General features: G+C 69.9%; 20 protein-coding genes. 10 read left to right on the top strand and 10 right to left on the bottom strand.

From position 1 onward, the window contains the following. Window positions 1-38: 38 nt before the first annotated feature. Window positions 39-947 (bottom strand): LysR family transcriptional regulator, encoded by a 909-nt coding sequence (locus J2Y42_RS07805; protein WP_309856558.1) that lies wholly within the window; start codon window positions 945-947, stop codon window positions 39-41. A gap of 95 nt (window positions 948-1042) precedes the next feature. Here J2Y42_RS07805 and J2Y42_RS07800 point away from each other — a divergent pair, with 95 nt between their 5' ends. Beyond that, window positions 1043-1960: an NAD(P)-dependent oxidoreductase gene (locus tag J2Y42_RS07800; RefSeq protein WP_309856556.1), complete on the top strand. Its 918-nt coding sequence runs from the start codon at window positions 1043-1045 to the stop codon at window positions 1958-1960. A gap of 80 nt (window positions 1961-2040) precedes the next feature. Continuing rightward, window positions 2041-3249 (top strand): MFS transporter, encoded by a 1209-nt coding sequence (locus J2Y42_RS07795; RefSeq protein WP_309856553.1) that lies wholly within the window; start codon window positions 2041-2043, stop codon window positions 3247-3249. Between the two features lie 45 nt (window positions 3250-3294). Here J2Y42_RS07795 and J2Y42_RS07790 read toward each other — a convergent pair whose 3' ends face one another. Genes J2Y42_RS07790 through J2Y42_RS07780 form a run of 3 tightly spaced genes read right to left on the bottom strand, consistent with a single transcriptional unit; the run spans window position 3295 to window position 5005 of the window. After that, entirely contained in the window at window positions 3295-3603 is a 309-nt protein-coding gene (locus J2Y42_RS07790) for a hypothetical protein (RefSeq protein WP_309856550.1), read from the bottom strand. Between the two features lie 45 nt (window positions 3604-3648). Then, window positions 3649-4491: an AraC family transcriptional regulator gene (locus J2Y42_RS07785; protein ID WP_309856547.1), complete on the bottom strand. Its 843-nt coding sequence runs from the start codon at window positions 4489-4491 to the stop codon at window positions 3649-3651. A 28-nt stretch (window positions 4492-4519) separates the two neighbouring features. Next, window positions 4520-5005 carry a MarR family transcriptional regulator gene (locus tag J2Y42_RS07780; protein ID WP_309856545.1) on the bottom strand — a complete coding sequence of 162 codons (486 nt, stop codon included), beginning with the start codon at window positions 5003-5005 and terminating at the stop codon, window positions 4520-4522. Between the two features lie 28 nt (window positions 5006-5033). Between J2Y42_RS07780 and J2Y42_RS07775 the strand changes: the two genes are divergently transcribed. Further along, entirely contained in the window at window positions 5034-5915 is an 882-nt protein-coding gene (locus tag J2Y42_RS07775; RefSeq protein WP_309856542.1) for an SDR family NAD(P)-dependent oxidoreductase, read from the top strand. Window positions 5916-5954: 39 nt separating this feature from the next. Here the strand turns inward: J2Y42_RS07775 and J2Y42_RS07770 are convergent, their stop codons facing one another. The 3 genes from J2Y42_RS07770 to J2Y42_RS07760 all read right to left on the bottom strand — a co-directional run bounded on the left by J2Y42_RS07770 (window position 5955) and on the right by J2Y42_RS07760 (window position 9656). Continuing rightward, the gene (locus J2Y42_RS07770) at window positions 5955-7637 is read right to left on the bottom strand and encodes an ABC transporter substrate-binding protein (RefSeq protein WP_309856540.1); all 1683 of its coding nucleotides are present in this window, start codon (window positions 7635-7637) and stop codon (window positions 5955-5957) included. A gap of 85 nt (window positions 7638-7722) precedes the next feature. Continuing rightward, complete coding sequence (locus J2Y42_RS07765) at window positions 7723-8673, bottom strand: carbohydrate ABC transporter permease (RefSeq protein ID WP_309856538.1); 951 nt, start codon at window positions 8671-8673, stop codon at window positions 7723-7725. Then, complete coding sequence (locus J2Y42_RS07760) at window positions 8670-9656, bottom strand: ABC transporter permease subunit (protein ID WP_309856535.1); 987 nt, start codon at window positions 9654-9656, stop codon at window positions 8670-8672. Before J2Y42_RS07760 ends, J2Y42_RS07765 begins: the two co-directional genes overlap by 4 nt. 274 nt (window positions 9657-9930) lie before the next feature. Between J2Y42_RS07760 and J2Y42_RS07755 the strand changes: the two genes are divergently transcribed. After that, window positions 9931-11121, top strand: a complete 1191-nt coding sequence (locus J2Y42_RS07755) for an ROK family protein (protein WP_309856532.1) — start codon at window positions 9931-9933, stop codon at window positions 11119-11121. A gap of 22 nt (window positions 11122-11143) precedes the next feature. On the opposite strand, the gene J2Y42_RS07750 is transcribed toward J2Y42_RS07755, so the two are convergent. Then, on the bottom strand, window positions 11144-12310 hold the full coding sequence (locus tag J2Y42_RS07750) for an ROK family protein (RefSeq protein WP_309856529.1): 1167 nt from the start codon (window positions 12308-12310) through the stop codon (window positions 11144-11146). 32 nt (window positions 12311-12342) lie between these two features. Beyond that, on the bottom strand, window positions 12343-14745 hold the full coding sequence (locus J2Y42_RS07745; protein WP_309856526.1) for a glycosyl hydrolase family 95 catalytic domain-containing protein: 2403 nt from the start codon (window positions 14743-14745) through the stop codon (window positions 12343-12345). An 87-nt stretch (window positions 14746-14832) separates the two neighbouring features. Between J2Y42_RS07745 and J2Y42_RS07740 the strand changes: the two genes are divergently transcribed. The 3 genes from J2Y42_RS07740 (at window position 14833) to J2Y42_RS07730 (ending at window position 20666) form a co-directional block, all read left to right on the top strand. Next, complete coding sequence (locus J2Y42_RS07740; protein ID WP_309856522.1) at window positions 14833-17031, top strand: alpha-galactosidase; 2199 nt, start codon at window positions 14833-14835, stop codon at window positions 17029-17031. A 92-nt stretch (window positions 17032-17123) separates the two neighbouring features. Beyond that, on the top strand, window positions 17124-19694 hold the full coding sequence (locus tag J2Y42_RS07735) for a X2-like carbohydrate binding domain-containing protein (RefSeq protein ID WP_309856521.1): 2571 nt from the start codon (window positions 17124-17126) through the stop codon (window positions 19692-19694). Window positions 19695-19748: 54 nt separating this feature from the next. Then, the gene (locus J2Y42_RS07730; RefSeq protein ID WP_309856519.1) at window positions 19749-20666 is read left to right on the top strand and encodes an acetylxylan esterase; all 918 of its coding nucleotides are present in this window, start codon (window positions 19749-19751) and stop codon (window positions 20664-20666) included. 12 nt (window positions 20667-20678) lie between these two features. Here J2Y42_RS07730 and J2Y42_RS07725 read toward each other — a convergent pair whose 3' ends face one another. Then, on the bottom strand, window positions 20679-21011 hold the full coding sequence (locus J2Y42_RS07725) for an L-rhamnose mutarotase (RefSeq protein ID WP_309856517.1): 333 nt from the start codon (window positions 21009-21011) through the stop codon (window positions 20679-20681). A 100-nt stretch (window positions 21012-21111) separates the two neighbouring features. Between J2Y42_RS07725 and J2Y42_RS07720 the strand changes: the two genes are divergently transcribed. Genes J2Y42_RS07720 through J2Y42_RS07710 form a run of 3 tightly spaced genes read left to right on the top strand, consistent with a single transcriptional unit; the run spans window position 21112 to window position 24015 of the window. Beyond that, complete coding sequence (locus tag J2Y42_RS07720; RefSeq protein ID WP_309856515.1) at window positions 21112-21963, top strand: fumarylacetoacetate hydrolase family protein; 852 nt, start codon at window positions 21112-21114, stop codon at window positions 21961-21963. A 38-nt stretch (window positions 21964-22001) separates the two neighbouring features. Next, window positions 22002-22748, top strand: coding sequence for an SDR family oxidoreductase (locus tag J2Y42_RS07715; RefSeq protein WP_309856512.1), 747 nt, complete (start codon window positions 22002-22004; stop codon window positions 22746-22748). Between the two features lie 4 nt (window positions 22749-22752). Beyond that, window positions 22753-24015, top strand: a complete 1263-nt coding sequence (locus J2Y42_RS07710; RefSeq protein ID WP_309856510.1) for an alpha-hydroxy acid oxidase — start codon at window positions 22753-22755, stop codon at window positions 24013-24015. The last annotated feature ends 357 nt before the right edge of the window (window positions 24016-24372 follow it).

Raw genomic sequence — 24372 nt, 5'->3', positions numbered from 1 at the left:
CCTCGCCTCCCCTCAGCCGGCCGAGCGAGAGCACGCTATCACGGCGCGTCAGCCGGGGATGCGGCACTGTGTGCGGTCGAGGTGGCTAACCTGTGGCGGAGGTCCGCGAGGAGGTGCGCGACGAGACCGTGCGGCGTTGTGCGTGTCGTGGCGACGAGCTCGCGGGTCCAGATCGGAGAGAACGGGAGCACCGCGCCGGGGAGTCCCGCGGGCACCGCGCTCGCGGGGCAGACCGCGACGCCCAGACCGGCCGCCGCGAGCTGGGGAGCGGCGGCGGTCACCGCGGTCCGCATGATCACCACCGGACGCACCCCCGATCGCGCGAACGCCTGATCCAGCCAGCCGCTCAAGCTGTTCTCGGGGGCGTAGTGCACCAGCGAGGCGCCGTCGAGCGCGTGCCGTTCGACGGCGCCCGTCCCCGCCAGGGAATGGTCGGCGGAGGTGACAAGCACGATCTCCTCGTTCCCGAGGGCGGTGCCCACGAAGCGGGCCGGTGCCGGTCCGGGCATCACGACGACGTCGACCTCGTCGCCATCCAGGCGCGCGGTCACCTCTTCCACCGTGGTGAACTCGCGCACCGTGAGGAGGACATCGGGCCTCCGCCGATGCCAGTCGACGAGCACGGGTGCGAGGACCGTCACGAGGCTCTGGGCGCATCCGATCCGGATGGCGCCACCCGTCGCCCTCGCCGCCGCGGCTGCCGCCGGCAGCGCTGCGTCAGCGGCGTCGACGGCACGCCGGGCCTCCACGAGCGCGGCGCGGCCCGCCGGAGTGAGCCGCACGCCCCGCGTCTCCCGCACGATGAGCGCGACGCCGGCCTCCTGCTCGAGCTGGAGCAGATGATGCGAGACGGCCGGCTGCGACAGGTAGAGCGAACGCGCCGCTTCGGTGATGGAACCGGCATCCGCCACCGCGACGAGGCAGGCGAGGGCGCGGAGAGACGGCATAGAAGAAATCTATGCCAGAACCTCAATACCTCGATGTATCCGAGGGAACACATCCCCGCTCCAGACTGCTGGACCCAGCGAGAGAAGGAGTTGCCATGAAGGTATTCGTGACAGGTGGATCGGGTTTCATCGGACGGCGGCTGGTCGGCCGGCTCGTCGACGAGGGTCATGAGGTGACGGCCCTCGTCCGCAGCGAGCGGTCGGCCGAGGCGGTGACCCGGCTCGGCGCCCGCGCCGTGCTGGCCGAACTGGACGATACGGCCGGCCTGACCCGCGCCCTGGCCGGCATGGATGTCGTCTTCCACCTCGCCGCGGAGACCGACATCCTCGCCCCCTGGGAACGACACGAGCAGGTGACCGTCGGCGGGACGCGCTCGATCGTCGAGGCCGCACGAGCGGCCGGAGTCCCTCGCTTCGTGCACTGCGGGACCGAAGCGGCGCTGATGGCCGGCGACCCGCTGCTGGATGTGGACGAGAGCGCACCGCTGCGACCCGACTCGCCCGCCGCGTACAGCGCGTCGAAGGCGATGGCAGAGCAGATCGTGCTCGACGCCGACGGCCCCGATTTCACCGCGGTCGTCGTCCGGCCCCGCTTCGTCTGGGGACCGGAGAGCAGCCTGATCGCGAGCTTCGCCGATGCGGCTCGCGCCGGGCAACTGCCCTGGATCGAGGGCGGCCACCACCTCACCGATGTGACCCACGTCGACAACGCCGTCGAGGGGCTCCTGCTCGGCTGGACGCGCGGCCGAGGCGGCCAGGCCTACTTCGTGACCGATCAGGAGCGGGTCGACCTGCGCGATTTCGTCAGCCTCCAGCTGGAGCTCGTCGGCGCGCCGGTTCCCGACCAGGAGATCGACGCGGCCACCGCCGATCAGGTCGTTCCCGTCCCCGTGCTCTGGTTTCTGGGGCAGCCCTGCACGCTGAGCACGGCGAAGGCGGTCGAGGAGCTGGGATACGCGCCGGTCGTCTCGCATGAGGTCGCGATCGCCGCGCTCCGGGCGGCGCACCGGTGACCGCCGGCACGGGACGCCCGGTCGCCCGACGCCGGACGCAGAGTCAGGTGCCGGCGTCCGCGATCCGGCAGAGTCGAAGGGTGACGACAGACACCTCGCCCGTCCGGGCCACCTCTCCCGCCGCCCAGCCGCTCACGCGCACGCGTTGGGCCGGCCTCATCGTCATGTTCCTGACCAGCTTCGTGCTGGTGACCGCCGAGTTCCTGCCCTCCGGTGTGCTGACCGCGATGGCCGCCGAACTCGGGGTGACACCGGGGCAGGCCGGACAGACGGTGACCGTGACCGCGTTCGTCGGGTTCCTCGCGGCGCCGACCATCGGCATCCTGATCCCGCGGATGGATCGCCGGACTCTGCTGGTGCTGGTCGCGGCACTCGCGGCCGTCTCCAACCTCGCCGTGGCGCTGGCGCCCTCGCTGTGGGTCCTGCTGATCGCGCGGCTGCTCATCGGGGTCGCCATCAGCGGCTTCTGGTCGATGTCACTGACCGTGGCCGCATCGCTCGCGACCCCCGACCGGCTCGGCCGCGCGCTGACCACGGTGAGCGCCGGCATGACGCTCGCCGTCGTCGCCGGCGTCCCGGTCGGCGTGTATCTCACCGCGCTCGTGGATTGGCGTGGCGTCTTCGTCGGAGCGGCGATCCTCACGGCCCTGGTCGCGGTCGCGCTGCGTCTGGCGCTGCCTCCGGTCGCCCCGGCCGAAGCGTCGAGCCTGCGCATCCTCGGCGACACCCTGCGGCGACCGGGAGTGCGCCAGGGGCTGGCCGGTCACATCCTGATCGTCCTCGGCCACTTCATGGCGTACACGTTCATCCGTCTCGCCCTCGACCAGGTGCCCGGGCTGGACACGGCGTTCGCGGCCGCGCTGCTCGTGGCCTTCGGCGTCGGCGGAGTGATCGGCAACCTGGTCGTCGGGGCGCTCGCCGATCGGCACCTGGCGCTGCTGCGCTATCTGCAGCCGTCGCTGATCGCCGGCGCCATCCTGCTCGCGATCGTCGGGCAGGGGTCGGTCATCGTCGTGGCGGCGGCGGTCGTGGTGTGGGGCTTCGGCTTCGGTGCTTGGCCCGCGGTCATCAACACGTGGGCCGGCCGCTACATCCCGGATCGGCTGGAGGCGGCCGGCGGCCTGGTCGTCGCCGGGTTCCAGCTGGCGATCACGCTCGGCGCAGGCGTGGGAGGCCTCCTCGTCGACACGGTCGACGTGCGGTTCACCTACTTCGTCGCCGTGGCCGTCGTCGCGGTCGGGGTCGTGCTGTTCGGCAGCGCCGGGCGACGCGGCGCGGTTCTGCGCTGAGCGAGCCGAGTGGCTGCGGGCCGCATCCACTCGGCCCACGCCCGATCAGCGGACGTATGACCGCCTGATCGCGACGGCCGCGGCCGCCAGGAGCACTGCGATACCCGACCCGGCAATCAGCAGGCCGGTCCAGAGACCCGAGGTGTCGATCGCGGGCAGGTGCTGGGTGTACTGCGCGTAGACGTGCACCGGAAGAGTCGGCAGGGAATTCGACCGCTGCGCACTGCTCGCGACCGTGTCCTTCGCGGTCAGGAACCACCCCTCGCCAGCGACCGTCACGAGCACGCCGACGATGAGGAGGACGACGAGCGGAACGTGGAGGCGCCGAGGTGGACCCGATCGGGGCGTCTGCATGAGGCGACACTAGCGCGGCAGTCCATCCACCGCCATCGGCTTCGTTCAGCTCGCGCGCTGCCGCCAGACGGACGGGACCGCCCCCGTGTGGCGGCGGAACGCGCGGCTGAAGCCCGCATCCGACTCGTAGCCGAGGAGGCGGGCGGTCTCGCTCACGCTGAGGCCGTCCTGCGAGAGGTAGGTCATGGCCGCCTCCATGCGCACCTGCGCGAGGTAGCTCGCCGGCGACTGACCGACCTGCTCGCGGAAGCGCTCGGCGAACGTGGTCCGCGACATCGCGCCGACGGCGGCGAGGTCGCGAAGCGTCCACGGGTGCCCCGGGTTCGTGTGCATGGCGTCGAGCACACGGCTGAGAAAGGGGTCCTCGACGGCGGCCGGCCAGTTGTCGGGCGCGCACTCCCCCTCGGCCCAGGCGCGGATCGCGACGGAGATGATCGTGGTCGCCATCCGTCCGCAGATCACGCGGTCGCCCGCGCGACGGACCGCGGTCTGGCAGCCCATCCGGGAGGCGAGCAGCGCGACACCGGGGTCGAGGTCGGCGAGCCGATGGACGCCGAGATGGTCGGGCAGCAGGTCGATGGCGTGGAATCCGGCTGTCGGCCGAAGTGCTGTGACAACGACCTCGCCGGGGCCGTCGGCGGTCAGTTCGGCGTCGTTCCGGCCGGGCAGGAAGACCACGTCGCCCGCGCCGTAGGCGAACGACACCGCCTGGGGGCCGGTGGAGCGCACGCGCACGGATCCGTCGACGACGTAGACGAAGGTCGGGCCCTCCAACCGGATCCGGATCCCGCGATCGAACGCTTCGCGGCGCGACGCATCCACGTGCCACTCGAGCGTGGAGAGCAGCTCGTCCAGTGTGGCGGGGGCGCGCATCCCGGTGATCGTCACGCTCGGCGAAACCGTCGGGCGGGGCGTGCTATTCCTGCGGAGTGGATGCGCTCCCGCCGCCGCGCGGCCCCGTCAGCTCGCGCAGGAGGCGCGCGAGCGTGCGGAGGTCGGCGACCGACCAGTCGGCGGTGCGCTCGAAGAAGGCGGTTCCGCGCAGGTCGAGCGCCTCGCGCACCCGCTCGGCGCCGGTGGGCGTCAGCGAGACCCGGACCGCGCGGCCGTCGGTCGGGTCGGGGGTGCTATCGACGAGGCCGGCGGCCTTCAGCTGGCGGATGAGGGCGCTGGTGGAGCTGCGGTCCATTGCGACCGCGTCGGCCACGGCGCTCGGGTTCGCCGGGCCGTAGGCGTACAGCCAGCGCGCGACGTGGAAGGCGGCCGGCTGGACGCCCCGGTGGAAGACGGCGGCGCTGCGCTCGGTGAGGGCACGGGATGCGCTCAGCAGGGCGTTGAGCTCGACGCCGAGGGCGAGTTCGGCTGCGCGGCGGTCCGCGTCCGCTCCGGATTTAGTGGACATTTCCCCATCAATTCCTTATGGTGTGGAAATGCCCACTTTATCCGGCCCGTCCGCGCATCCACCGACCATCGTCATCACCGGCGCCACCAGCGGCCTCGGGCGGCTCGCCGCCATCGAGCTGGCACGCCAGGGCGCCCGACTGGCCATCACCGCTCGGGATGCCGGCCGCGCCGATGCCACGCGCGCCGCGATCGAAGAAGTCAAGCCCGGCGCGGAGGTCCGCGTGTTCTCGGCCGACCTCACCCGCCTCGACGATGTCCGCCGGGTGGGACAGGAGATCGCCGCCGCCTACGAGCACATCGATGTCCTCGTCAACAACGCCGGCATCCACGCGTTCGAGCAGCGGGTGACGGCCGACGGCTTCCCCGAGATGGTCGCCGTGAACTACCTCGCTCCTTGGCTGCTCACGCGGGAGCTGCTCCCCGTGCTCACGCAGACGCCGGGAGCGCGGATCGTGAACGTCGCCTCCGAAGCCTCCCGTCGGCACGGCACGCTCGCGCTGCCCGAGGATCTGACCGACACGACGCCGTTCACCGCGCGGGGATCCTCCACCGTCTACGGAAAGACGAAACTGCTCGACATCATGTTCACCCGAGAGCTCGCCCGGCGGATCGAAGACACCGGCGTCACCGCGAACTGCCTGGACCCGGGGTTCAACGTGACGGGCCTGGGCCGGGAGCTGCGCTTCGCCGCGCCGCTCGAGCGCGTGTTGCGGCTGCTGCGCATCGGCGACCCCGCCAGAGGCGCAGGCTTGATCGTCCGGCTGGCCACCGATCCCGCGTTCGCAGGGAGGACCGGCGAGTACTTCTCCGTGCGCAGCGCGAAGCCGCTGACGCCGGCGCATCCGGGTGGAGACCCGGAGTGGCAGCAGCGGCTGTGGGCCGAGACGGAACGCCTGCTCGGCGCATGACGGACGCCGGCGGGGAGGTCCCCGCCGGCGTCCGCGGCACTACTTCTTCGACGCGTCGTACGCCTTCTGCAGCGTGCTGAGGTAGTCCTTCAGCCCGAGGCCGTCGAAGCCCTTCACGTAGGAATCCCAGTCGCTGTCGAGGCTCTTGGAACCCGTGATGAAGGCCAGGGCGTTCTGCGTGACGTAGTTGTCGATGTTCGTCTGCTGCGTGGCCACCTGCGTCGCCTTCGCGGGATCCGGCCACACCTTCCAGCTCGGGTAGATCTGGCTCTTGTCCTCGTGGCCCTGGTAGAGCTGCGTCGCCTGGAACAGCCGGCGCTCGTACCCGGATGTGTCGTAGATGTCCGTCGGCACGGCCTGCGACTCACGGAACGCAGCGTTCTGGTTGTAGGTGGACAGCGCGCCCCACTGGACGGCGTTGGCCTCATCCTGAGAGAGCTGCAGGTTGACGAACTGCGCCTTCACGTCGGGGTTGAGCGCTTCGGAGCCCGCGGGCGCCTTGTCCCATCCCTTGCCCTCCGGGCCGAAGTTGCCGTCGAGCTGGCCCTTCTCTGTGAACAGGTAGTTCACCAGCTTGATCGCGGCGACCTGGTCGTTCTTCGACGCCTTGTTCGTCAGCATGAACGTCGCGCCCGGGGTGCTGCCGAAGGCGTACGTGGCGTAGTCGGCTCCGTCCGGACCGGTCAGCGGCGGGACGGCGTCGTACTGCTTGTCACGGCCGTCCTTCGCGCCGGGGCTGACGAAGATGTACGGGTGCAGCCCGCTCGCGCTGCCGAGCAGCACGGGTCCCGCGTTGTTGCCTTCCTGGGCGAGCGCCGCGGGGTTCTGCGTGAAGGCGCCCTTGTCGATGAGGCCGGCATCCCACAGCGACTTGATGTACTTCAGACCCTCGCGCCAGCCGTCCTTGTTCGCCTGGATGTCGACCTTGCCCTTGTTGAGGACCGTCGTCGACTGGTTGCCCTTGTCCGGGTTCTGCGGATCGTAGATGAACGCGTTCATGAAGAACGGGATCAGCGTGTCGTGGGAGTCGCCGCTGAGCGGGATCTCGTCCTTCTGACCGTTGCCGTTCGGGTCGCCGTTCTTGAACGCCTCGAGCACCTTCGTCATCTCGTCGGTGGTCTTCGGCATCTGGAGGCCGAGCTTCTTCAGCCACTCCGTGTTCATCCAGAGCTTCGACGGGTACTGGATGTGCAGCGTCTCGGCCAGCTGCGGCAGGCCGTAGATCTTGCCGTCGGGCGAGGTCGCCATCGCCTTGTAGTCCGGGTTGCTGTCGAGCGCCTTCTGGATGTCGGGCGCGTACTGCTTGATGAGGTCGTTGAGCGGCAGAGCGACGCCCTGCTTGGCCAGCTTCTCGACGTCGACCTGGTTGAACTGGTCCACCCACGGGATGAGGAGGAACGCGTCGGGATAGTCGCCGCTCGCCATCAGGATCTGCCGCTTCTCGGGCGCCACCGACGAATCCTGCGTCGTCGTCTGCCAGGAGAACTTGATGTTGAACTTCTTCTCCACCTCCTTGGTGAAGGCGTTGGTGGCGAGATCCTGTCCGGTGCCCTGCTGGGCGAAGACGCTCAGTGCGGCCGTTCCGCCGATCTTGTCGTCAGCGGCCGACCCGCTCGCGGGGGTGCAGGCGGAGAGGGCGAGCAGCGCGGCGGTGCCGCCCACCGCGGCGACGAGCGCCCGCGACCGGACCCGGCGGGGTCGTCGATCAGTCTTCGAGAACATGGTGCGTTCCTCCTTTGGAACTTCGGGTGTGTCAGGGATGTGGATGGTGCACTGTGTGGTGGGAGATGACGCTCGATCGGCCGGCTCAGCCTTTGACCGAACCGATGAGCACGCCTTTGTTGAAGTACCGGGCGACGAACGGATAGATGATCAGCACCGGGACGCTCGTGATCACGATGAGCGCGTACTTGAGGAGGTTCACGAGCTCCTGGTTCTGCGCCTGGGCCGCCAGGTCGCTCACGCCTCCGTTGGTCGCGTTGAGGACCAGGATGTTGCGCAGGACGAGTTGGAGCGGGAACAGGTCGGAGCTCTTCAGATAGAGGAGCGCGTCGAAGTAGCCGTTCCACTGGCCGATCGCATACATGAGCGCGATGACGGCGATCAGCGGCTTCGAGAGCGGGAGCACGACGGTCCACAGGAACCGGAAGTCGCTCGCGCCGTCGAGGGACGCGGCCTCGACGAGCTCTTCTGGGATCGCCGAGCGGAAGAACGTCCGGGCGATGATGACCTGCCACACCGCGACCGCCTGCGGCAGCAGGAGTGCCCAGCGCGTGTCGAGGAGGCCGAGGTTCTGCACGACCATGTAGGTCGGGATGAGTCCACCGCTGAACAGCATGGTGAACAGCAGCAGCGACATGATCACGTTGCGGCCCATGAACGACGGGCGCGACAGCGGCCACGCGATGCAGACCGTCAGGGTGGTGCTGATCAGGGTGCCCGCGATCATGTAGAACAGCGAGTTGGCGTAGCCCATCAGCACCTGCGGGTCCGCGAGCACCGTCTGGTAGCCCTTGAGCGTGAAGTCCACCGGCCAGAGGAAGACCTGGCCCGCCGTCACCGCATGCGGTGAGGAGAAGGAGCTGGCGAGGATGAACAGCAGGGGCAGGAGGACGACGAGGACCGCCAGGGTGAGCCCGAGATAGATGACGACGAGGAGCGCGCGGTCTCCCGGCGACTCCTTGATGCGACGGGGCTTCTTGATGCGCTTCGCACGCGCCTTCTGCCGCGCGCGCTCGGCCGGAAGATCGATGGTCACCACAGTCCGCTCCCACTCACTCGACGTGCCACCCAGTTGACGACCAGCAGGAGCACGAGGTTCACGACGGAATTGAAGAGGCCGACGGCGGTCGCCGTCCCGAAGTCGGCGTTGAGGATGCCCAGCTTGTAGACGTAGGTGGCGATGATCTCGGACTGCCCCAGGTTCAGCGGGTTCTGCAGCAGGTAGACCTTCTCGAAACCGATCGCCATGATGTTGCCGACGCTCAGGATGAGCACGATCATCGCGGTCGGCATGATGCCGGGGATGTCGACGTGCCAGATCTTCCGGAGCCGGGAGGCGCCGTCCATCCGCGCCGCCTCATACAGCGACGGGTCGATTCCGGAGAGCGCCGCCATGTAGATGACGGCGGAGTAGCCCGCGGTCTGCCACACGTCCGACCAGACGTAGATGTTGCGGAAGTAGTCGGGGTCGCCCAGGAGGTCGGGAGACGGGACGCCGAAGAACCCGAACACCTGGCTGATGACGCCCAGACGTGGGGCCATGATCAGGATGAGCATCGACACGACGACCACCGTGGAGATGAAGTACGGGGCGTACGTGACCATCTGCACGGTCTTCTGGAACCAGCGGTGACGCACCTCGTTGAGGGCGAGGGCCAGGATGATCGGGATGGGGAAGCTCGCCAGCACCGCGTATCCGGAGAGGATCAGGGTGTTGGAGACGAGCGTGGGGAACTGCGGGTTCTGCAGCATCGCCTGGAAGTTCGCGAAGTCGTTCCACGGGCTCCCCCACACGCCCAGCACCGGGCTGTAGTCCTTGAACGCGATGATCGCGTTGGAGATCGGCACGTACTTGAAGATCGCGAAGTAGGCGAGCGGCAGGATCGTCAGCAGGTACAGCTGCCAGTGCCGTCGGAGCGCGATGCGCCAGCGCTGACCGAGGGTCCTGCGCCGGGTCGTCACGCGTGCCTTCGGCGGCGGAGTGGTCCGAGCCGGTTGCCGGGTGGTGGTGGTCGTCATGGGCGGGGCGCTGGTCATCCGCGCACCGCCGCGTGCCAACGGTGTTGCCGCTTCGTCATCGAAGACTCCTGAACAGATCGAGCCGGATGGACGCTCGGTCCGCCCGGACTGGATACAGCAAAACCTATTTCCTTACCGTTGTCAATAATCTATCCTGATGCCAGGCGCCCTCCGTCGTACGCATCCGCTGCCCGCCGGGATTCGTGCGAATCATGGGCGCCGCGCATTCGAACACGAAAGAAAGAAAGCGGGGGCAATGGGGTACTCTCTCGACATGCCACTCGATGACGTGGGCACCCGTCGGCGGCCGGAACTGGGCACTCCCCGGTCGGCCGAGATCTTCACGCGCATCATCACGCACGGACCGGTCAGCCGGCTCGACATCGGCCGTCTCACCGGCCTGTCGCAGGCGAAGGTGACCAAGACGGTCAATCCGCTCATCGAGGGCGGCTACGTGACCGTGGGCGAGCACGCCGAGCACTCCTTCCCCGGCCGCCCTGTTCGCCCCCTCAGCGTCGTCTCGCGGTCGATGATCGCGATCGGGGTCAAGGTGAATGCGGACGAGATCTTCGCCGTGACCGTCAGCCTGGGCAACGAGGTGCTCGGCTCCACCCGTCGACGGCTCAAGAGCCACGACCCGGAGAGCACGATCGCCGCCATCGTGACCTCGGTGACGTCGCTCATCGCGCAGCTCGGCGACACGGCCGCGAATCTCACCGGCGTCGGCGTCTCGGTCTCCGGCGACATCGACAGCACGACCGGACTTGTCCGCGACTCCCCCCTGCTCGGCTGGACTCACTTTCCCCTGGGCGCGCGCCTGGCGGAAGAACTTGACCTGCCCATCACCGTCGAGAACGACGTGAGGGCACTCGCGAAGTCCGAGCAGTGGTTCGGCGCGGGCAGGGACGCGGAGTCGTTCGCGATCATCACGATCGGTGCGGGCATCGGGTGCGGCATCTACGTGAACGACGACGTCGTCGTCGGCGCCCACGGCGTCGCGGGCGAGATCGGGCACCTCCCGCTCGCGTCGTCCGATGCCCTGTGCGTATGCGGCCGTCGCGGCTGCGTCGAGGCTGTCGCCTCCTCCCGGGCCATCCGCGACGCGGTGAGCCTGGAGAGAGGGGAGCCTGACCTCACCCTGACGGACGTCATCCGCCTTGCGCACGACGGCGATCCTGCAGCCGTCGACGCCTTCGAGCGGGCGGGCACGGCCATCGGTGCCGCGGTGGCCGCCACCGTGAACCTGTTCGGGCCCGAGGTGGTCGTGATCGCCGGGGAGGGGGTCATGGACTACGACCTCTACGAGCGCCGGTTCCGCGAGGAGTTCCTTGCGCACGCGTTCGGCGCCGCGGCCAACTGCCGCCTGGTCGTCCGCCGCCACACCTTCACCGATTGGGCGCGCGGCGCCGCGGTGGCCGCGCTGCGCGAATCCATCACCGTCTCGCCCCAGCAGGCCGCGGACTGAGGCTCTGGCAGCGGAGGCTCAGTCAGAGGACGAGGGAGCGGATGGCCGAGGCGGCCGCTCCACGCGCCCAGTCCTCGAAGGTGTGCGGCCGCACGACGATGCGGCAGCGGCCGGCGGACTCGAACACGTGCTCGGCATAGGCAGCGCGAAGACGCTCCTCGAAGAGCCCGAACTCGACGACGCCCTCGCCGCCGATGATGACGAGCTCCGGTCCGACCATGTTGACCAGGCTGGCGATCGCCAGTCCGATGACGGCACCGGCCTCGCCGAACGCTTCGACGGCCGCCCGATCCCCCGCGTGCGCCAGCGCGACGGCCTCCTCGACTGTGACGGGCCGGCCGTGGGCCGCGGAGACCGTCGCGACGATCGCGCTGGTCGCGGCGACCGCCTCGACGCAACCGCGGCGCCCGCACCCGCAGACCCGGTCGGGCGACGTCAGCGGCAGGTGGCCGATCTCGCCCGCGACCCCGTAGGCGCCCTCCACGACCTCGCCGTTCAGGTGCAGGCCGCTGCCTATGCCGCGGCCGATCGTCACGATGGCGAACGAGCTCGTACCGAGCCCGACGCCGAACCAGTGCTCGCCGATCGTCAGCGCCCGCACGTCGTTGTCCACCACGATCTCGGCGTCGAGGTGCTCACGCAGCGCGGCGGCGAGCTCCACACCGTGCCAGCCCATGATGGCCGAGTCGCGGACGACGCCGGTCGCGGTGTCCACGTCGCCCGAGACCGAGACGCCGATGGAGGCGACGCTCGACCGGAGGTCGCCGAGCGGCTCCTGCAGGCGCGCGCACATCGCGACGATGGCGTCCACCACCGCGACCGGATCGTGAGACACCAGCTCGACGCGATCGGAGGCGATGATCCGCGTGGTCAGATCGGTCGCCACGCCGATCAGCTCGTCGACGTTGACCTTGATCCCGAGCGCGATCACCGCGTCCGGGACCACCGCGACCGGGTTCGCGGGCCGGCCGGGCAGACCGGTGGGGGTGACACCGAGCGAATCGTCGACGAGGCCGGCGGCGACCAGCGGCGTCACGGCCTTGGTGACGGCGGCCTGCGACAGCCCGGTGAGCCGGGCCACCTCGATGCGGCTGATCGGGCTCCGGGTGAGGATGGTGGTGAAGACCCGGGTCGCCGCCTCCGATGACGACCCGAGCAGCGCTGTGCGTGCTCGCAGCTCGTCGTTCATGCGGTGCCCTCTCCGGTCGGGGTGCTTCCACCTTACGGAGTGGAGACGGGGAGCCGGGGCTCCCCCTGCAGCACATGCTCGTCTCCCGGCTGGAGACGGACGACGGCGTCGGTGCTTCCCGAGCGGATGCGGACGGTGCGCGGCTCACTGTGGAGGTTGCGGATGACGGCCGTCGTCAGCCTTCCTTCCGCCCACTCCAGGTCGACGCTGAGCGCGCCGCGGGCCCTGAGCCCGTGGACCCGACCGTCGGGCCAGGCGGCGGGCAGCGCGGGCAGCAGCTGGATGACTCCCCCGTGGCTCTGCAGGAGCAGCTCGGCGATTCCCGCCGGGAACCCGAGGTTGCCGTCGATCTGGAACGGAGGATGCGTGCTGAACAGGTTCGGCAGGAGGCCGCCCCACTCCGAGCCGTCGACCGGCCCGTGCCGGCGGGCGTCGCCGTCGTACGGCGTGAGGGCCTGCTGCAGCAGGTCGTGCGCCGCCTCGCCGTCTCCGAGCCGCGCACGGAGCGCGATCTTCCACGCCCAGGACCACCCCATCGCACCCGGCCCCCTCGCGTCGAGGAACCGGCGAGCCGCGTCCGCGAGCTCCGGGGTGCCCTCCGGCGTGATGAGGTCGAGCGGGTAGAGGCCGACCAGCGCGGACAGGTGCCGGTGGGCTGGCTCGTGCTCGGTCACCTCCTCCGACCATTCCTGCAGCCGTCCGTCGCGGCCGATCGGCGGGTCTGGGATGACGGCGAGCGCCGCCTCCAGCTCGCGCCGGACGGGGTCGCTCCCGCCGAGCATGTCGAGTGCGTCCAGGCAGCGCTCGAAGAGCGAGCGGATGAGCTCGAGGTCCATCGTCGCCGTAAGGCCCAGGGAGCGCGGATCGCCGTCGGCGTCCCGGTAGGAGTTCTCGGGCGATGTCGACGGAGCGAGGTAGGCACGGCCGTCCGGCCCGACCTGAAGCCAGTCGAGGCAGAACTCCGCCGCGCCACGGAGCAGCGGCCAGATCCGGTCGCGCAGGAGGGCCTCGTCGGCGCTGAACTCGTAGTGATCCCAGAGCGAGTGGGTCAACCACACGCCGCCCATCATCCAGATCGCCCAGCTCGGCGCGCCATGACCCATGCCGACGGGGAGCGCCCAGCCCCAGAGGTCGGTGTTGTGGTGGGCGACCCAACCGCGGCAGCCGTAGAGCTCCCGCGCGACGTCACGACCGTTGGAAGCCAGACGCTCGACGAGCGAGATCAGCGGTTCGGCGTGATCGATCACGCCGAGCGGTCCGGCCGCCCAGTAGTTCATCTCCGTGTTGATGTTGATCGTGTAGTTCGACGACCACGCCGGGCGGAGCTCGCCGTTCCAGATGCCTTGGAGGTTCGCCGCAGGGCCGCCCGGGCGCGACGACGACGTGAGGAGGTAGCGTCCGTACTCGGCCGCAACGGTCGCCCGCAGTCCATCGTCGGTGCCCCGCAGGATGTCGGTCTCGACATCCCACCGGCCCTCGCGCCGCCCGCCGATCGCGAACCGCGCCGGCGCAGGGCGACGCACGGCGTCATCCTGCGCACCCGGGTCCTCGGCGATGGCGCCGAGGACACGGGAAGCGGCGCGGTCCCGGATCGTCTCACGGGAGACGGTCCGCCACTCGTCGTCCGCGCCGGCCCACCACGACTCAGCGCGGGTCGACGACGAGAGGGCGATCGACAGCCGACGGGCATGACGCACGACGAGGTCGCCATCGGCGGTCTCCGTCGTGCCGTCGCTCCGCACCGCGAGAGCCGCGGTAGCGAAGCCGTCGTAGGGTGCGTCGTCCCTTTCCGCGTAGCGCAGCGGCGGGACGACGGACTGTTCGTGCAGAGGCGCCCCGTCGATCGGGACGGCGAGGTCGAGGGTCAGCATCCCGTCGCTCCACGAGCGCCCCCGTTCGCGGAGCGGCGTGCTGAGGGAGATGCGCACCTCGGCAAGCGGCTCCGTCGAGCGGATCGAGACGAGGAGTGCGCCGTCGGAGACGCGCGACACCCGCTCGATGCGCGCTCCCCCGACCTGCAGTGCCTCCTCGACGATCCGGCGGTCGAGATCGAGGACGCGCGCGGGCTCGCCGTCGACCGGCGTTGCGCCTGGGAGGCCGACCGAGAGGTCCACGAACGGGAGGAACTCCTGGCTGTACCGCCCCTCGAAAGTGAGCAGCAACTCCTCCGCGCCATCGAGGTCCCCGGCGGCGAGCGCCTCACGCACCTCATGCAGGCGCTCCGGGCCCGCGCCTCCGGCGATCACGCGACGCAGCTCGTCCGCGGCGGTCTCCGGAGTGCCGGACCACACGGTCGCATCGTTGACGTGATAGCGGCCCTCGGAACCGCCGAAGACCATCGCACCGAGAGAGCCGTCGCCGATCGGGACGGCCTCCTCCCACTGGGTCGCGGGTCGGCTCCAGGCGAGCTGCAGAGTATCGGTGGAGATCGTCATCGGTCTTCCTTCTCGGGGTTGCACTCGACACACTAGGCATGGTTAATTGACACTGTCAAGTAACCGGAAACCCCCGAGGAGTCCTTCATGCTCGACGGCTATGGCGCCGTTCTGAGCCTGCGAGCCGCAGGCACCTCACTCGTCATCGATACGGCGGGTCGAGTGCCTCGCGTGCTGCATTGGGGCGCGGATCTCGGGCCCATCGACGAGGCCGCCGCCGAGACCCTACGGACGACCGCCGGACCGGCGCTGCTCAACAATTCGCCCGATGTGCCGCGCACCTTCAGTCTGTGGCCGACCGAGTTCGAAGGATGGGCGGGGACGCCGGCGCAAGAGGGCCACGCCTCCGGCACCGCCACGACCCCGCGGCCACGGACGGAGGCCGTCCGGCACCGCATCGACGCCGACCAGGGCGGGACGATCGAGATCGAGCTCGTCGACCAGATCACCGCTCTGCGGACGACGATGACCCTGGCCCTCGACCGTTTCGGCGTGCTCTCGGTGGACACGACCGTCGTCCGGGAGGCCGCCCTGGGCGATGCGGGCATCCCGTACACCCTCGACGCCCTGCGCGTGATGCTGCCCGTCCCGGAGCGCGCGGTCGACATCCTCGACTTCACCGGCAAGTGGTGCCGCGAGCGTGCTCCGCAGCGGGGTCCTCTCTTCTACGGGAGCCACGTGCGCCGTGCGCGCCGCGGCAAGCCCGGCCACGATGCCCCGTTCCTAGTCGTCGCCGGCACCGAGGATCTCGGCTTCGGCCGAGGTGAGGCCTGGGCTGCGCATCTCGCATGGAGCGGCGACGGCGAGTACGTCGTCGAGCGGCTGACGGAAGGCGCCGGTGCGTTCTCGTCGGTGCTGGGCGTCGGGGAGGGGCTGCGGCCCGGCGAGATCGTGCTCGCCGACGGCGACCGGTACACCGCCCCCACCGCTCTCTTCGTGTGGTCGGCGAACGGCCTGGACGGGCTGGCGGAGCGACTCCACCGGCGCCTACGCGCTCGGCCGTCGCATCCAGGGTCCCCGCGTCCGCTCACCCTGAACTCGTGGGAGGCGGTTTACTTCGATCACGACCTGCCTCGCCTGACCGCCCTGGTGGAGCGAGCCGCCCGGGTCGGCGTCGAGCGCGTGGTGCTCGACGACGGCTGGTTCCACGGCCGCCGCGCCGCCGACGCCGGACTCGGCGACTGGTTCGTCGACCGCACCGTGTGGCCGGACGGCCTCGGGCCGCTCGTCGACCTGGTCCGGTCGCGCGGGATGCAGTTCGGGCTCTGGTTCGAGCCCGAGATGGTCAACCTCGACTCCGACCTCGCCCGGGAGCACCCCGACTGGGTGCTCGGCCCGCGCCAGGGGCTCGGAGCGACCTCCCGCGCGCAGTACGTGCTCGATCTGACCCGCCCTGACGCGTACTCCCACGTCCTCGAGCAGATCAGCGCGATCGTCGAGGAGTACGCCGTCGACTACATCAAGTGGGACCACAACCGCGATCTGTCCGAAGCCGTCAGCGGTTCGCCCGGTGTCGACCGGCCGGCCGTCCACGAGCAGACGCTCGCGCTCTACCGGATGCTCGACACCCTCCGTGCCCGCCACCCGCACCTCGAGATCGAGACCTGCTCGGGAGGCGGCGGCCGCGTCGATCTCGGCATCCTGGAACGGACCGACCGCGTCTGGGCCTCCGACTGCAACGACCCCGTCGAGCGCCTGCAGATCGAGCGCTGGACGCGCATGCTCCTCCCGCCGGAACTCATCGGCTCGCACCTCGGCGCCGAGCGCTCGCACACCACCTCCCGCCGGACGGACCTGTCGTTCCGGCTGATCGTCGCCCTCACCGCCCACGCGGGCATCGAATGGGACCTCCAGGAGGCGGACGACGACGAGCTGGAGCGGATCGCCCGCTGGGCGGACGTCTACCGCGAGCTCCGGGGGCTGATCCACTCCGGCCGGATCGTCAACGCCGATCTGGCGGACGACGCGACCGCACTCACCGGCATCGTCGCGCAGGACGGCTCGCGTGCCGTCTACACCTGGGCGCGGCTCGTGACCTCAGCGCCCGGGCAGTCCGGCCGGGTCCGGTTCCCCGGGCTCGACCCCGATGCCCGGTACACCGTGCGCGTCCGCGACGAGTTCGGTCCGGCCAGCCGGCACCAGGGCGCCGATCCGTCCTGGATCACCGCCGCCCTCGAGCCGAGCGGGGTCGACCTCCCCGGCTCGGTGCTCGGCGTCGCCGGCGTCCCCCTGCCCACCCTCAATCCGCAACAGGCGATGCTCTTCGACCTCGTCCGGCTGGCCTGAGCCACCGGACGCGGGTCTGACCCAGACGGCCCACCGCACCGAACACCCCTCGCGCACCGACGCGCGCAGGGCTCTTCAGAGAGGAAGAACGCATGACACGCATGACGCGTGCACGACGGAGCCTGCGTGCTCTGGTCGTGACGGTCGCGGCCCTGGGGATCGTGGCCGCCGCCGCCGTCCCTGCCGGCGCGACGCCGACGCCCGAACCGACGGCCACATCGACACCATCCGCGACCCCGACCGGGACACCGACGCCCACCGCCACGCCGACCGCGACGGGCACGCCGACAGCGGCTCCCAGTGCGACTCCGAAGAGCGAGTCGAAGCCGGCCGCGGTGCCGACGCCCATCCCGCCTGCGGCCCCGGCCGTGGACCCGTGGGCCGTCACGCCCTACATGGGGTGGAGCAGCTACAGCATGCAGGTCTACTCGGGCAACGGGAAGTGGATCACCGCCGACCAGCTCATCGCCCAGTCGGACGCCATGCACGCCAAGCTGCAGAAGGCCGGCTACGACCACATCAACGTCGACGCCGGCTGGAGCGATGGCGTCGACGCCAACGGGCGCCCCACTCCGAGCGGGACTCTCTACCCGCAGGGGTTGAAGAAGGTTATCGACCACGTGCACGCCAACGGCCAGAAGTTCGGCGTCTACCTCATCCCGGGCATCGGACCCGACGTCTACAACAAGGCGTACCCGATCGCCGGCGCACCCGGATGCACCACGCACGACATCGCGAAGCAGCCGCTGACGCAGGCTGACTACTGGAAGATCGGCTACGCCATCGACTTCTCGAACCCGTGCTCGCAGAAGTACGTCGACTCGATCGCGGACCAGCTCGCCGCGTGGGGCGTGAACTTCGTCAAGTTCGACAGCGTCACCCCCGGCTCCGGCATCAGCGACGGCTCGGTGGATGCGCGCGACGACGTCGCCGCCTGGTCGAAGGCCCTCAAGAAGCACAGCATCTGGTTCGAGCTCTCCTGGGCGCTCGACATCAACTACGCCGACTACTGGAAGCAGTACGCGAACGGCTGGCGCGTGGAGTGGGACGTCGAGTGCTACTGCGGCAGCGAGGCCCTCACCCAGTGGGACAACATCGCGCGGCTCTTCCCCCGCGCCGCGGACTGGTGGCGTCACGCCGGGCCGGGCGGCTGGAACGACTTCGACTCGCTCAACGTGGGCAACGGGAAGATGGACGGCCTGACGCCGGACGAGCGCCGCACCGCCACCACGCTGTGGGCGATCTCCGCCGCACCGATGTACACCGGCAACGACCTCACGAAGCTCGACCAGCTGGGCGTGGATCTGCTCACCAACCCGGAGGTCGTCGGCGTCGACCAGGCGGGCGTGCCGGCACGTCCGGTCTCGACGACCACCAAGCAGCAGGTCTGGTACGCGCTGAACAAGGACGGCAGCTACACGGTCGCGCTGTTCAACCTGGGCCGGGCGGAGTCCGACATCACCGCGAAGTGGTCGGACATCGGGCTGACCGGATCGGCGACCGTCCGCGACCTGTGGGCACGCAAGAACGTGGGTCGCGCGGACGGCTCGTTCACGGCGACCGATGTGCCCATCCACGGCGTCCGGCTGCTCAAGGTCACGCCCGACAAGGGCGCGACGGTCACGGTCAACGACGACGCCCAGGGCTTCTCGTACGGAGGCACCTGGACGCGCAACGGCGGTGCCGAAGTCGCCGCCACCTCGCAGCCGCTGACCGTGAACGTCACCGACACGGGCACGCCGGCACCGCCGACGTCGACCGGGCCGACCCGCACCACGAGCATCAACGACACCGATCCGGGCATCGCGTACTCCGGTCAGTGGGGGTACAGCAACGGGCGCAACTTCGGTGACTACCAGGACGACGTGCACTATGCGGAGCATCCTGGCAGCGACTCGTTCTCGTACACCTTCACCGGTACCGGGATCTCGTACCTGACCGAACTCGACTCCTCGGAGGGCGAAGCGGACGTGTACATCGACGGGCAGTTCGTGAAGACGATCAGCGCCAACATCCCGACCGCCTCCCACACGCCGCAGCAGACGGTGTTCACGACGAACGACCTCACCGACGGGAAGCACACGCTCCGGGTGGTGATGAAGTCGGGGCAGTTCATGCTGCTCGACCGGCTCGACGTCATCCAGCCGAGCCTGATCGACCCGTCCAGCGTGTCGTTCGACACGAAGGCGCCGGCCCCGGCGACCTTCTCGGTGCTGCGCGACCCGGACGAGTTCACCGGGATCACCGCCAACGGCACGGCGCTGAAGAAGGGGTCCGATTACACCGTCTCCGGGTCGACCGTCACACTGCAGCCGTCGTACGTCGCGACGCTGCCCGTCGGGACGACGACCCTCAACGTGGCCTTCCGCGGCGACTACCTCGACGACGTCCACGCCACGACGGCGACCGGCGCTTCGGTGTCGTACACGTTCACCGGCACGGGAGTCGACTGGCTCGCGCCGACGGGCCCCGACCAGGGCGTGGTCGACATCTATCTGGACGGCAAGCTGGTGAAGCAGCTCGACACCCACAGCGACACCCGCCGCACCCAGCAGAAGGTGTTCAGCGTCTCGGGCCTCCGCAACGGGAAGCACACCATCATGGCCGTGAAGGAGTCGGGTGCCGTGATGCGCGCCGACGCCGTCCGCTACTCCGTCCGCTGATCCGTCGGGTGGGCCGGGAGCACCTCCCGGCCCACCCTCTCCGAAAGGCCCCGCATGTCCGACTCCGACGCCCTCCTGGACTCGGCACCCCTCCCCACTCCCGACGACTACGACGCCTACTGGGCGAGCGCTCTCGATGACGCCGCGCGGCATCCGCTCGCCGTTCGCGTGGAGCCGGTGGATGCGGGCCTCGCCGCGATCGAGGTGTTCGACATCTCGTTCGCGGGGGCCGACGGGCGGCGGGTGAGCGGATGGCTCCGGTTGCCGCGGCACCGCGAGGGACGGCTCCCGGGCGTCGTGCACTTCAACGGCTACGGCGCCGGACGGCTCGACCCGATCGACGACCTCACCTGGCCGGTCGCGGGCTTCGCCCAGCTGGTCATGAACACCCACGGCCAGGGCGGCGGCAGCACCGGGCACCTGCTCGATGGGATCGAGGATCCGCACCGCTCCTATTACCGTGGGGTGTTCGTGGATGCGGCTCGCGCCGTTGACGCGCTGCGCTCGCTGGACGAGGTGGACGGCGACCGGATCGCGGCGATCGGGAACAGCCAGGGCGGCGGGATCGCCCTCGGTGTCGGAGCCCTGCGGCCAGACCTCTCCGCCGTGCTGGCGCAGGCGCCCTTCCTCACGGACGCACCGCAGGGCATCCGGCTGGCCCGCAACGGGCCCTGGCTGGAGCTGCGCGCCTACCTGAGCGAGCATCCCGACCGGGCCGATGCGGTGGCGCGGACGCTGGCGTACGTGGACGGGGTCACGTCTGCCCGGCACGCGTCGGCGCCGGGATGGATCAGCGACGGTCTCGAGGACGACATCTGTCCGCCGGAGACCGCGCGCGCGGCAGCGGAGGCCTACGCGGCCCCGGTGACCCTGCGGGAGTGGCCGGGCGCCGGGCACGAGGCCGGGGCGACGGCCGACCGGCGAGGCGCGCTCGCTGTGCTCCGTGATCGCCTGGGGCTCGCGGGTGCCTGACGGCGGACCGTCTCAGGCGCCGTCGCGCTGGGCCGCGAGGCTCCAGACCTGCGGCAGCACCATCCCCTCGGCGCCGGGGCCCGACGCGGCGAAATGGTCGACATGGCGGTTGATCGACTCCTGCCACCGCTGGTTGGCGGGGTCGTCGTCCAGCGCACGCATCGCCGCGGCGAAGTCGTCGCAGTCGACCAGATGGAACAGGTCGCGCCCGCTGCGCCAGATCTGCCAGTCGTGGATGCCGAGGCGTTCGAACGACGCGACCAGGTCTTCCGGGATGGCGGCGTGCGCGGCGTCGTAGGCGGCCTCGTGGCCGTCGCGGATGATGGAGTGAAGCGCGACGCGCATCCGGGTGCTCCTTTGCGTCCGTGGTTTGCATTCCGTGGTTTGAATTCCTATAGGAAATAGTAATAGTCTCGATGCCGGAAGGCGAGCGAAAGGACCCTCGATGCGATTCATGCGACTCGGCGAGCCGGGAGCGGAGATCCCCGTCGTCACCGACGGAACCACCACGTGGGACCTGCGCCCCCTCACCGCCGACATCGACGGCGCCTTCCTCGCCGACGACGGCCTCGCGCGCGCTGAGGCCGCCGCGGCTGCCGGCGACCTCCCCGAGCTCGACCCGCCCGGGCTCCGCATCGGCGCCCCCATCGCCCGCCCGCAAGCGGTCATCTGCATCGGGATGAACTACGCGGCGCACGCCCGCGAGTCAGGCTCCGAGCCGCCCACCGACATCGTCGTCTTCTACAAGCACCCCAACACCGTCGTCGGGCCGAACGACGACATCCTGCTCCCGCCCGGGTCCACGACCACCGACTGGGAGGTCGAACTCGCCGTGGTCATCGGCAAGCGCGCCCGCTACCTCGACTCCCCCGAGCAGGCCATCGACCACATCGCCGGCTTCGCGGTCGCCAACGATGTGTCCGAGCGCGAGTACCAGCTGCAGCGCTCCCTCGGTCAGTGGAGCAAGGGCAAGAGCTTCGAGACCTTCAACCCGCTGGGACCGTGGCTTGTCCCCGCCGCCGAGGTCGGCGACGGGAGCGGGCTCGGCATCCGTTCGCGCGTCAACGGCGAATCGCGCCAGGACTCGAACACCAGCGACCTCATCTTCAACGTCGCCGAGATCGTCTACCGGCTCAGCCGGTTCACCGTGCTCGAACCGGGCGACCTCATCAACACGGGCACCCCCGAGGGGGTCGGCCTCTCCGGTCGCTTCCCGTACCTCACCGTCGGCGACGAGGTCGAGGTCGAAGTCGACGGCCTGGGCGCGCAGCGTTCGACCGTGCGGCCGGCGCTCTGACCGCATCCATCACCCACCCTCACTGCAAGGAGACAAGGATGTCGCACTTCGATGGCCTGGTGGCCGCCGTCACCGGCGGTGCGTCCGGGCTCGGCCGGGCGATCGCCGACGAGCTGGCCGCCCAGGGAGCGCGCGTGTTCGCGCTCGACCTCGACCCGGACGCCGTGAGCGCCCCGCACACCGGCATCCGCTGCGACATCGGCGACGACGCCAGCGTGCGGGACGCCATCGCCGCGGTCGTTGCCGACGCCGGGCGCCTCGACATCGTCATCGCGAACGCCGGGATCGGCGCGCAGGGCGACATCGAGGCGAACGACGACGACGAGTGGATGCGCGTGCTCAACGTCAACGTGATCGGCTCGGCCCGGACCATCCGGCACGCGATGCCGCACCTCAAGGAGTCGCCGTCGCCCGCGGTCGTGCTCACCAGCTCCATCGTCGCCTGGGCCGGACTCCCGCAGCGAGTGCTGTACGCCGCATCCAAGGGCGCCATCTCGGCCATGACCCTCGCGATCGCCGCCGACTGCCTGCCTTTGGGCATCCGCGTCAACGCCGTCGCCCCCGGCACCGCCGACACGCCCTGGGTCGGCCGCCTGCTTGACTCCGCCGCCGACCCGGACGCGGAGCGCGCGGCGCTCGAAGCGCGCCAGCCGAGCGGACGCCTGGTGCAGCCGCAGGAGGTCGCAGAGGCGGTCGCCTACCTCGCGTCGCCGACGTCCGGGTCGAGCAACGGCGTCATCCTGCCGGTCGACGGCGGGATGTACTCGCTGCGGCCGCGGAGGTAACCCGATGGTCGAGCGTCAGTTGCCGCGTCCGGCGGAGTTGCTGGAGTTGATGCGGTTCAAGCGGCCGGAGCTGAATCTGAAGAAGCGGCGGCTGGAGTCGGCGTTGACGATCGAGGATCTGGCCAGGATCGCCCGCCGCCGCACCCCGAAGGCCGCGTTCGATTACACCGAGGGCGCGGCCGAGGGGGAGCTGTCGTTGGCCAGGGCGCGGCAGGCGTTTCAGGATGTGGAGTTCCACCCGTCGATCCTGCGGGACGTGTCGCAGGTGAACACGTCGTGCCAGATTTGGGGTGGGCCGTCGGCGTTGCCGTTCGGGATCGCGCCGACCGGGTTCACGAGGTTGATGCAGACCGAGGGTGAGACCGCGGGGGCGGGTGCTGCGGGGGCGGCGGGGATCCCGTTCACCCTGTCCACGCTGGGGACGACGTCGATCGAGCATGTGAAGGCGGCGAACCCGCACGGGCGGAACTGGTTCCAGTTGTATGTGATGCGGCAACGCGAGATCAGTTATGGCCTGGTGGAGCGGGCGGCGGCGGCGGGGTTCGACACGTTGTTCTTCACCGTGGACACTCCGATCGCGGGGGCCAGGTTGCGGGATAAGCGCAACGGGTTCTCCATCCCACCCCAGCTCACCCTCGGCACCATCGTGAACGCGATCCCGCGCCCGTGGTGGTGGTATGACTTCCTGACCACCCCGAAACTCGAGTTCGCGTCCCTGTCCTCAACCGGTGGGACGGTCGGGGACCTGCTGAACGCGGCGATGGATCCGTCGATCAACTACGACGACCTGAAGATCATCCGCGACATGTGGCCCGGGAAACTCGTCATCAAAGGCGTGCAAACCCTCGAGGACGCGCGCACCCTGGTCGATCACGGGGTGGATGGGATCGTGCTCTCCAACCACGGCGGACGCCAACTCGACCGCGCCCCCATCCCGTTCCACCTGCTCCCGTCCGTCGTGCGCGAGGTGGGGCAGCACACCGAGGTCGCGATCGACACCGGCATCATGAACGGCGCCGACATCATCGCCGCGTACGCCCTCGGCGCCAAGTTCACCCTGATCGGACGGGCATACCTCTACGGGCTCATGGCCGGCGGGCGTGCCGGGGTCGACCGCACCATCCAGATCCTCACCGACCAACTCACCCGCACCATGAAACTCCTCCAAGTACGGTCGCTCGCCGAACTCGCCCCCCACCACGTCACCCAACTCACCCGCCTCCACCCCCTCCGCCCCGCCCCGGCGCGCGAGGACGCCGACGCCTAACCCTCCGCGCACGATTTGCGCCAAATCACGGCAATGCGGCCCCGCCCCCCCGCGAGATCGGGGCGAACGCCGTGAGGGCGCCGACATTCGTGCCGAATGTGCGCTTAGCGCGCCGCATACCGCACATTCGGCACGAATCTCGCGGGGAGCAGCGAGAGGTGTGTACTCGGAGGCGACGGCGGATCACCCCGCGATTTGCGCCAAATCGCGGGAAGCGGCCCCCAAAACCACGATTTGGCGCAAGTCTCCACGGGAACCCGATGGGCGGAACCGCGATTTGGCGCAAATCTCGCGCCGCAGAGATCGGGCGAACGCCGTGAGAGCCTGCGCAGATTCGTGCCGAATGTGCGCTTTGCG

The sequence above is a fragment of the Leifsonia sp. 1010 genome (assembly GCF_031455295.1).
Classification (GTDB): Bacteria; Actinomycetota; Actinomycetes; order Actinomycetales; family Microbacteriaceae; genus Leifsonia.
This window is presented reverse-complemented; position numbering and strand designations above follow the sequence as displayed.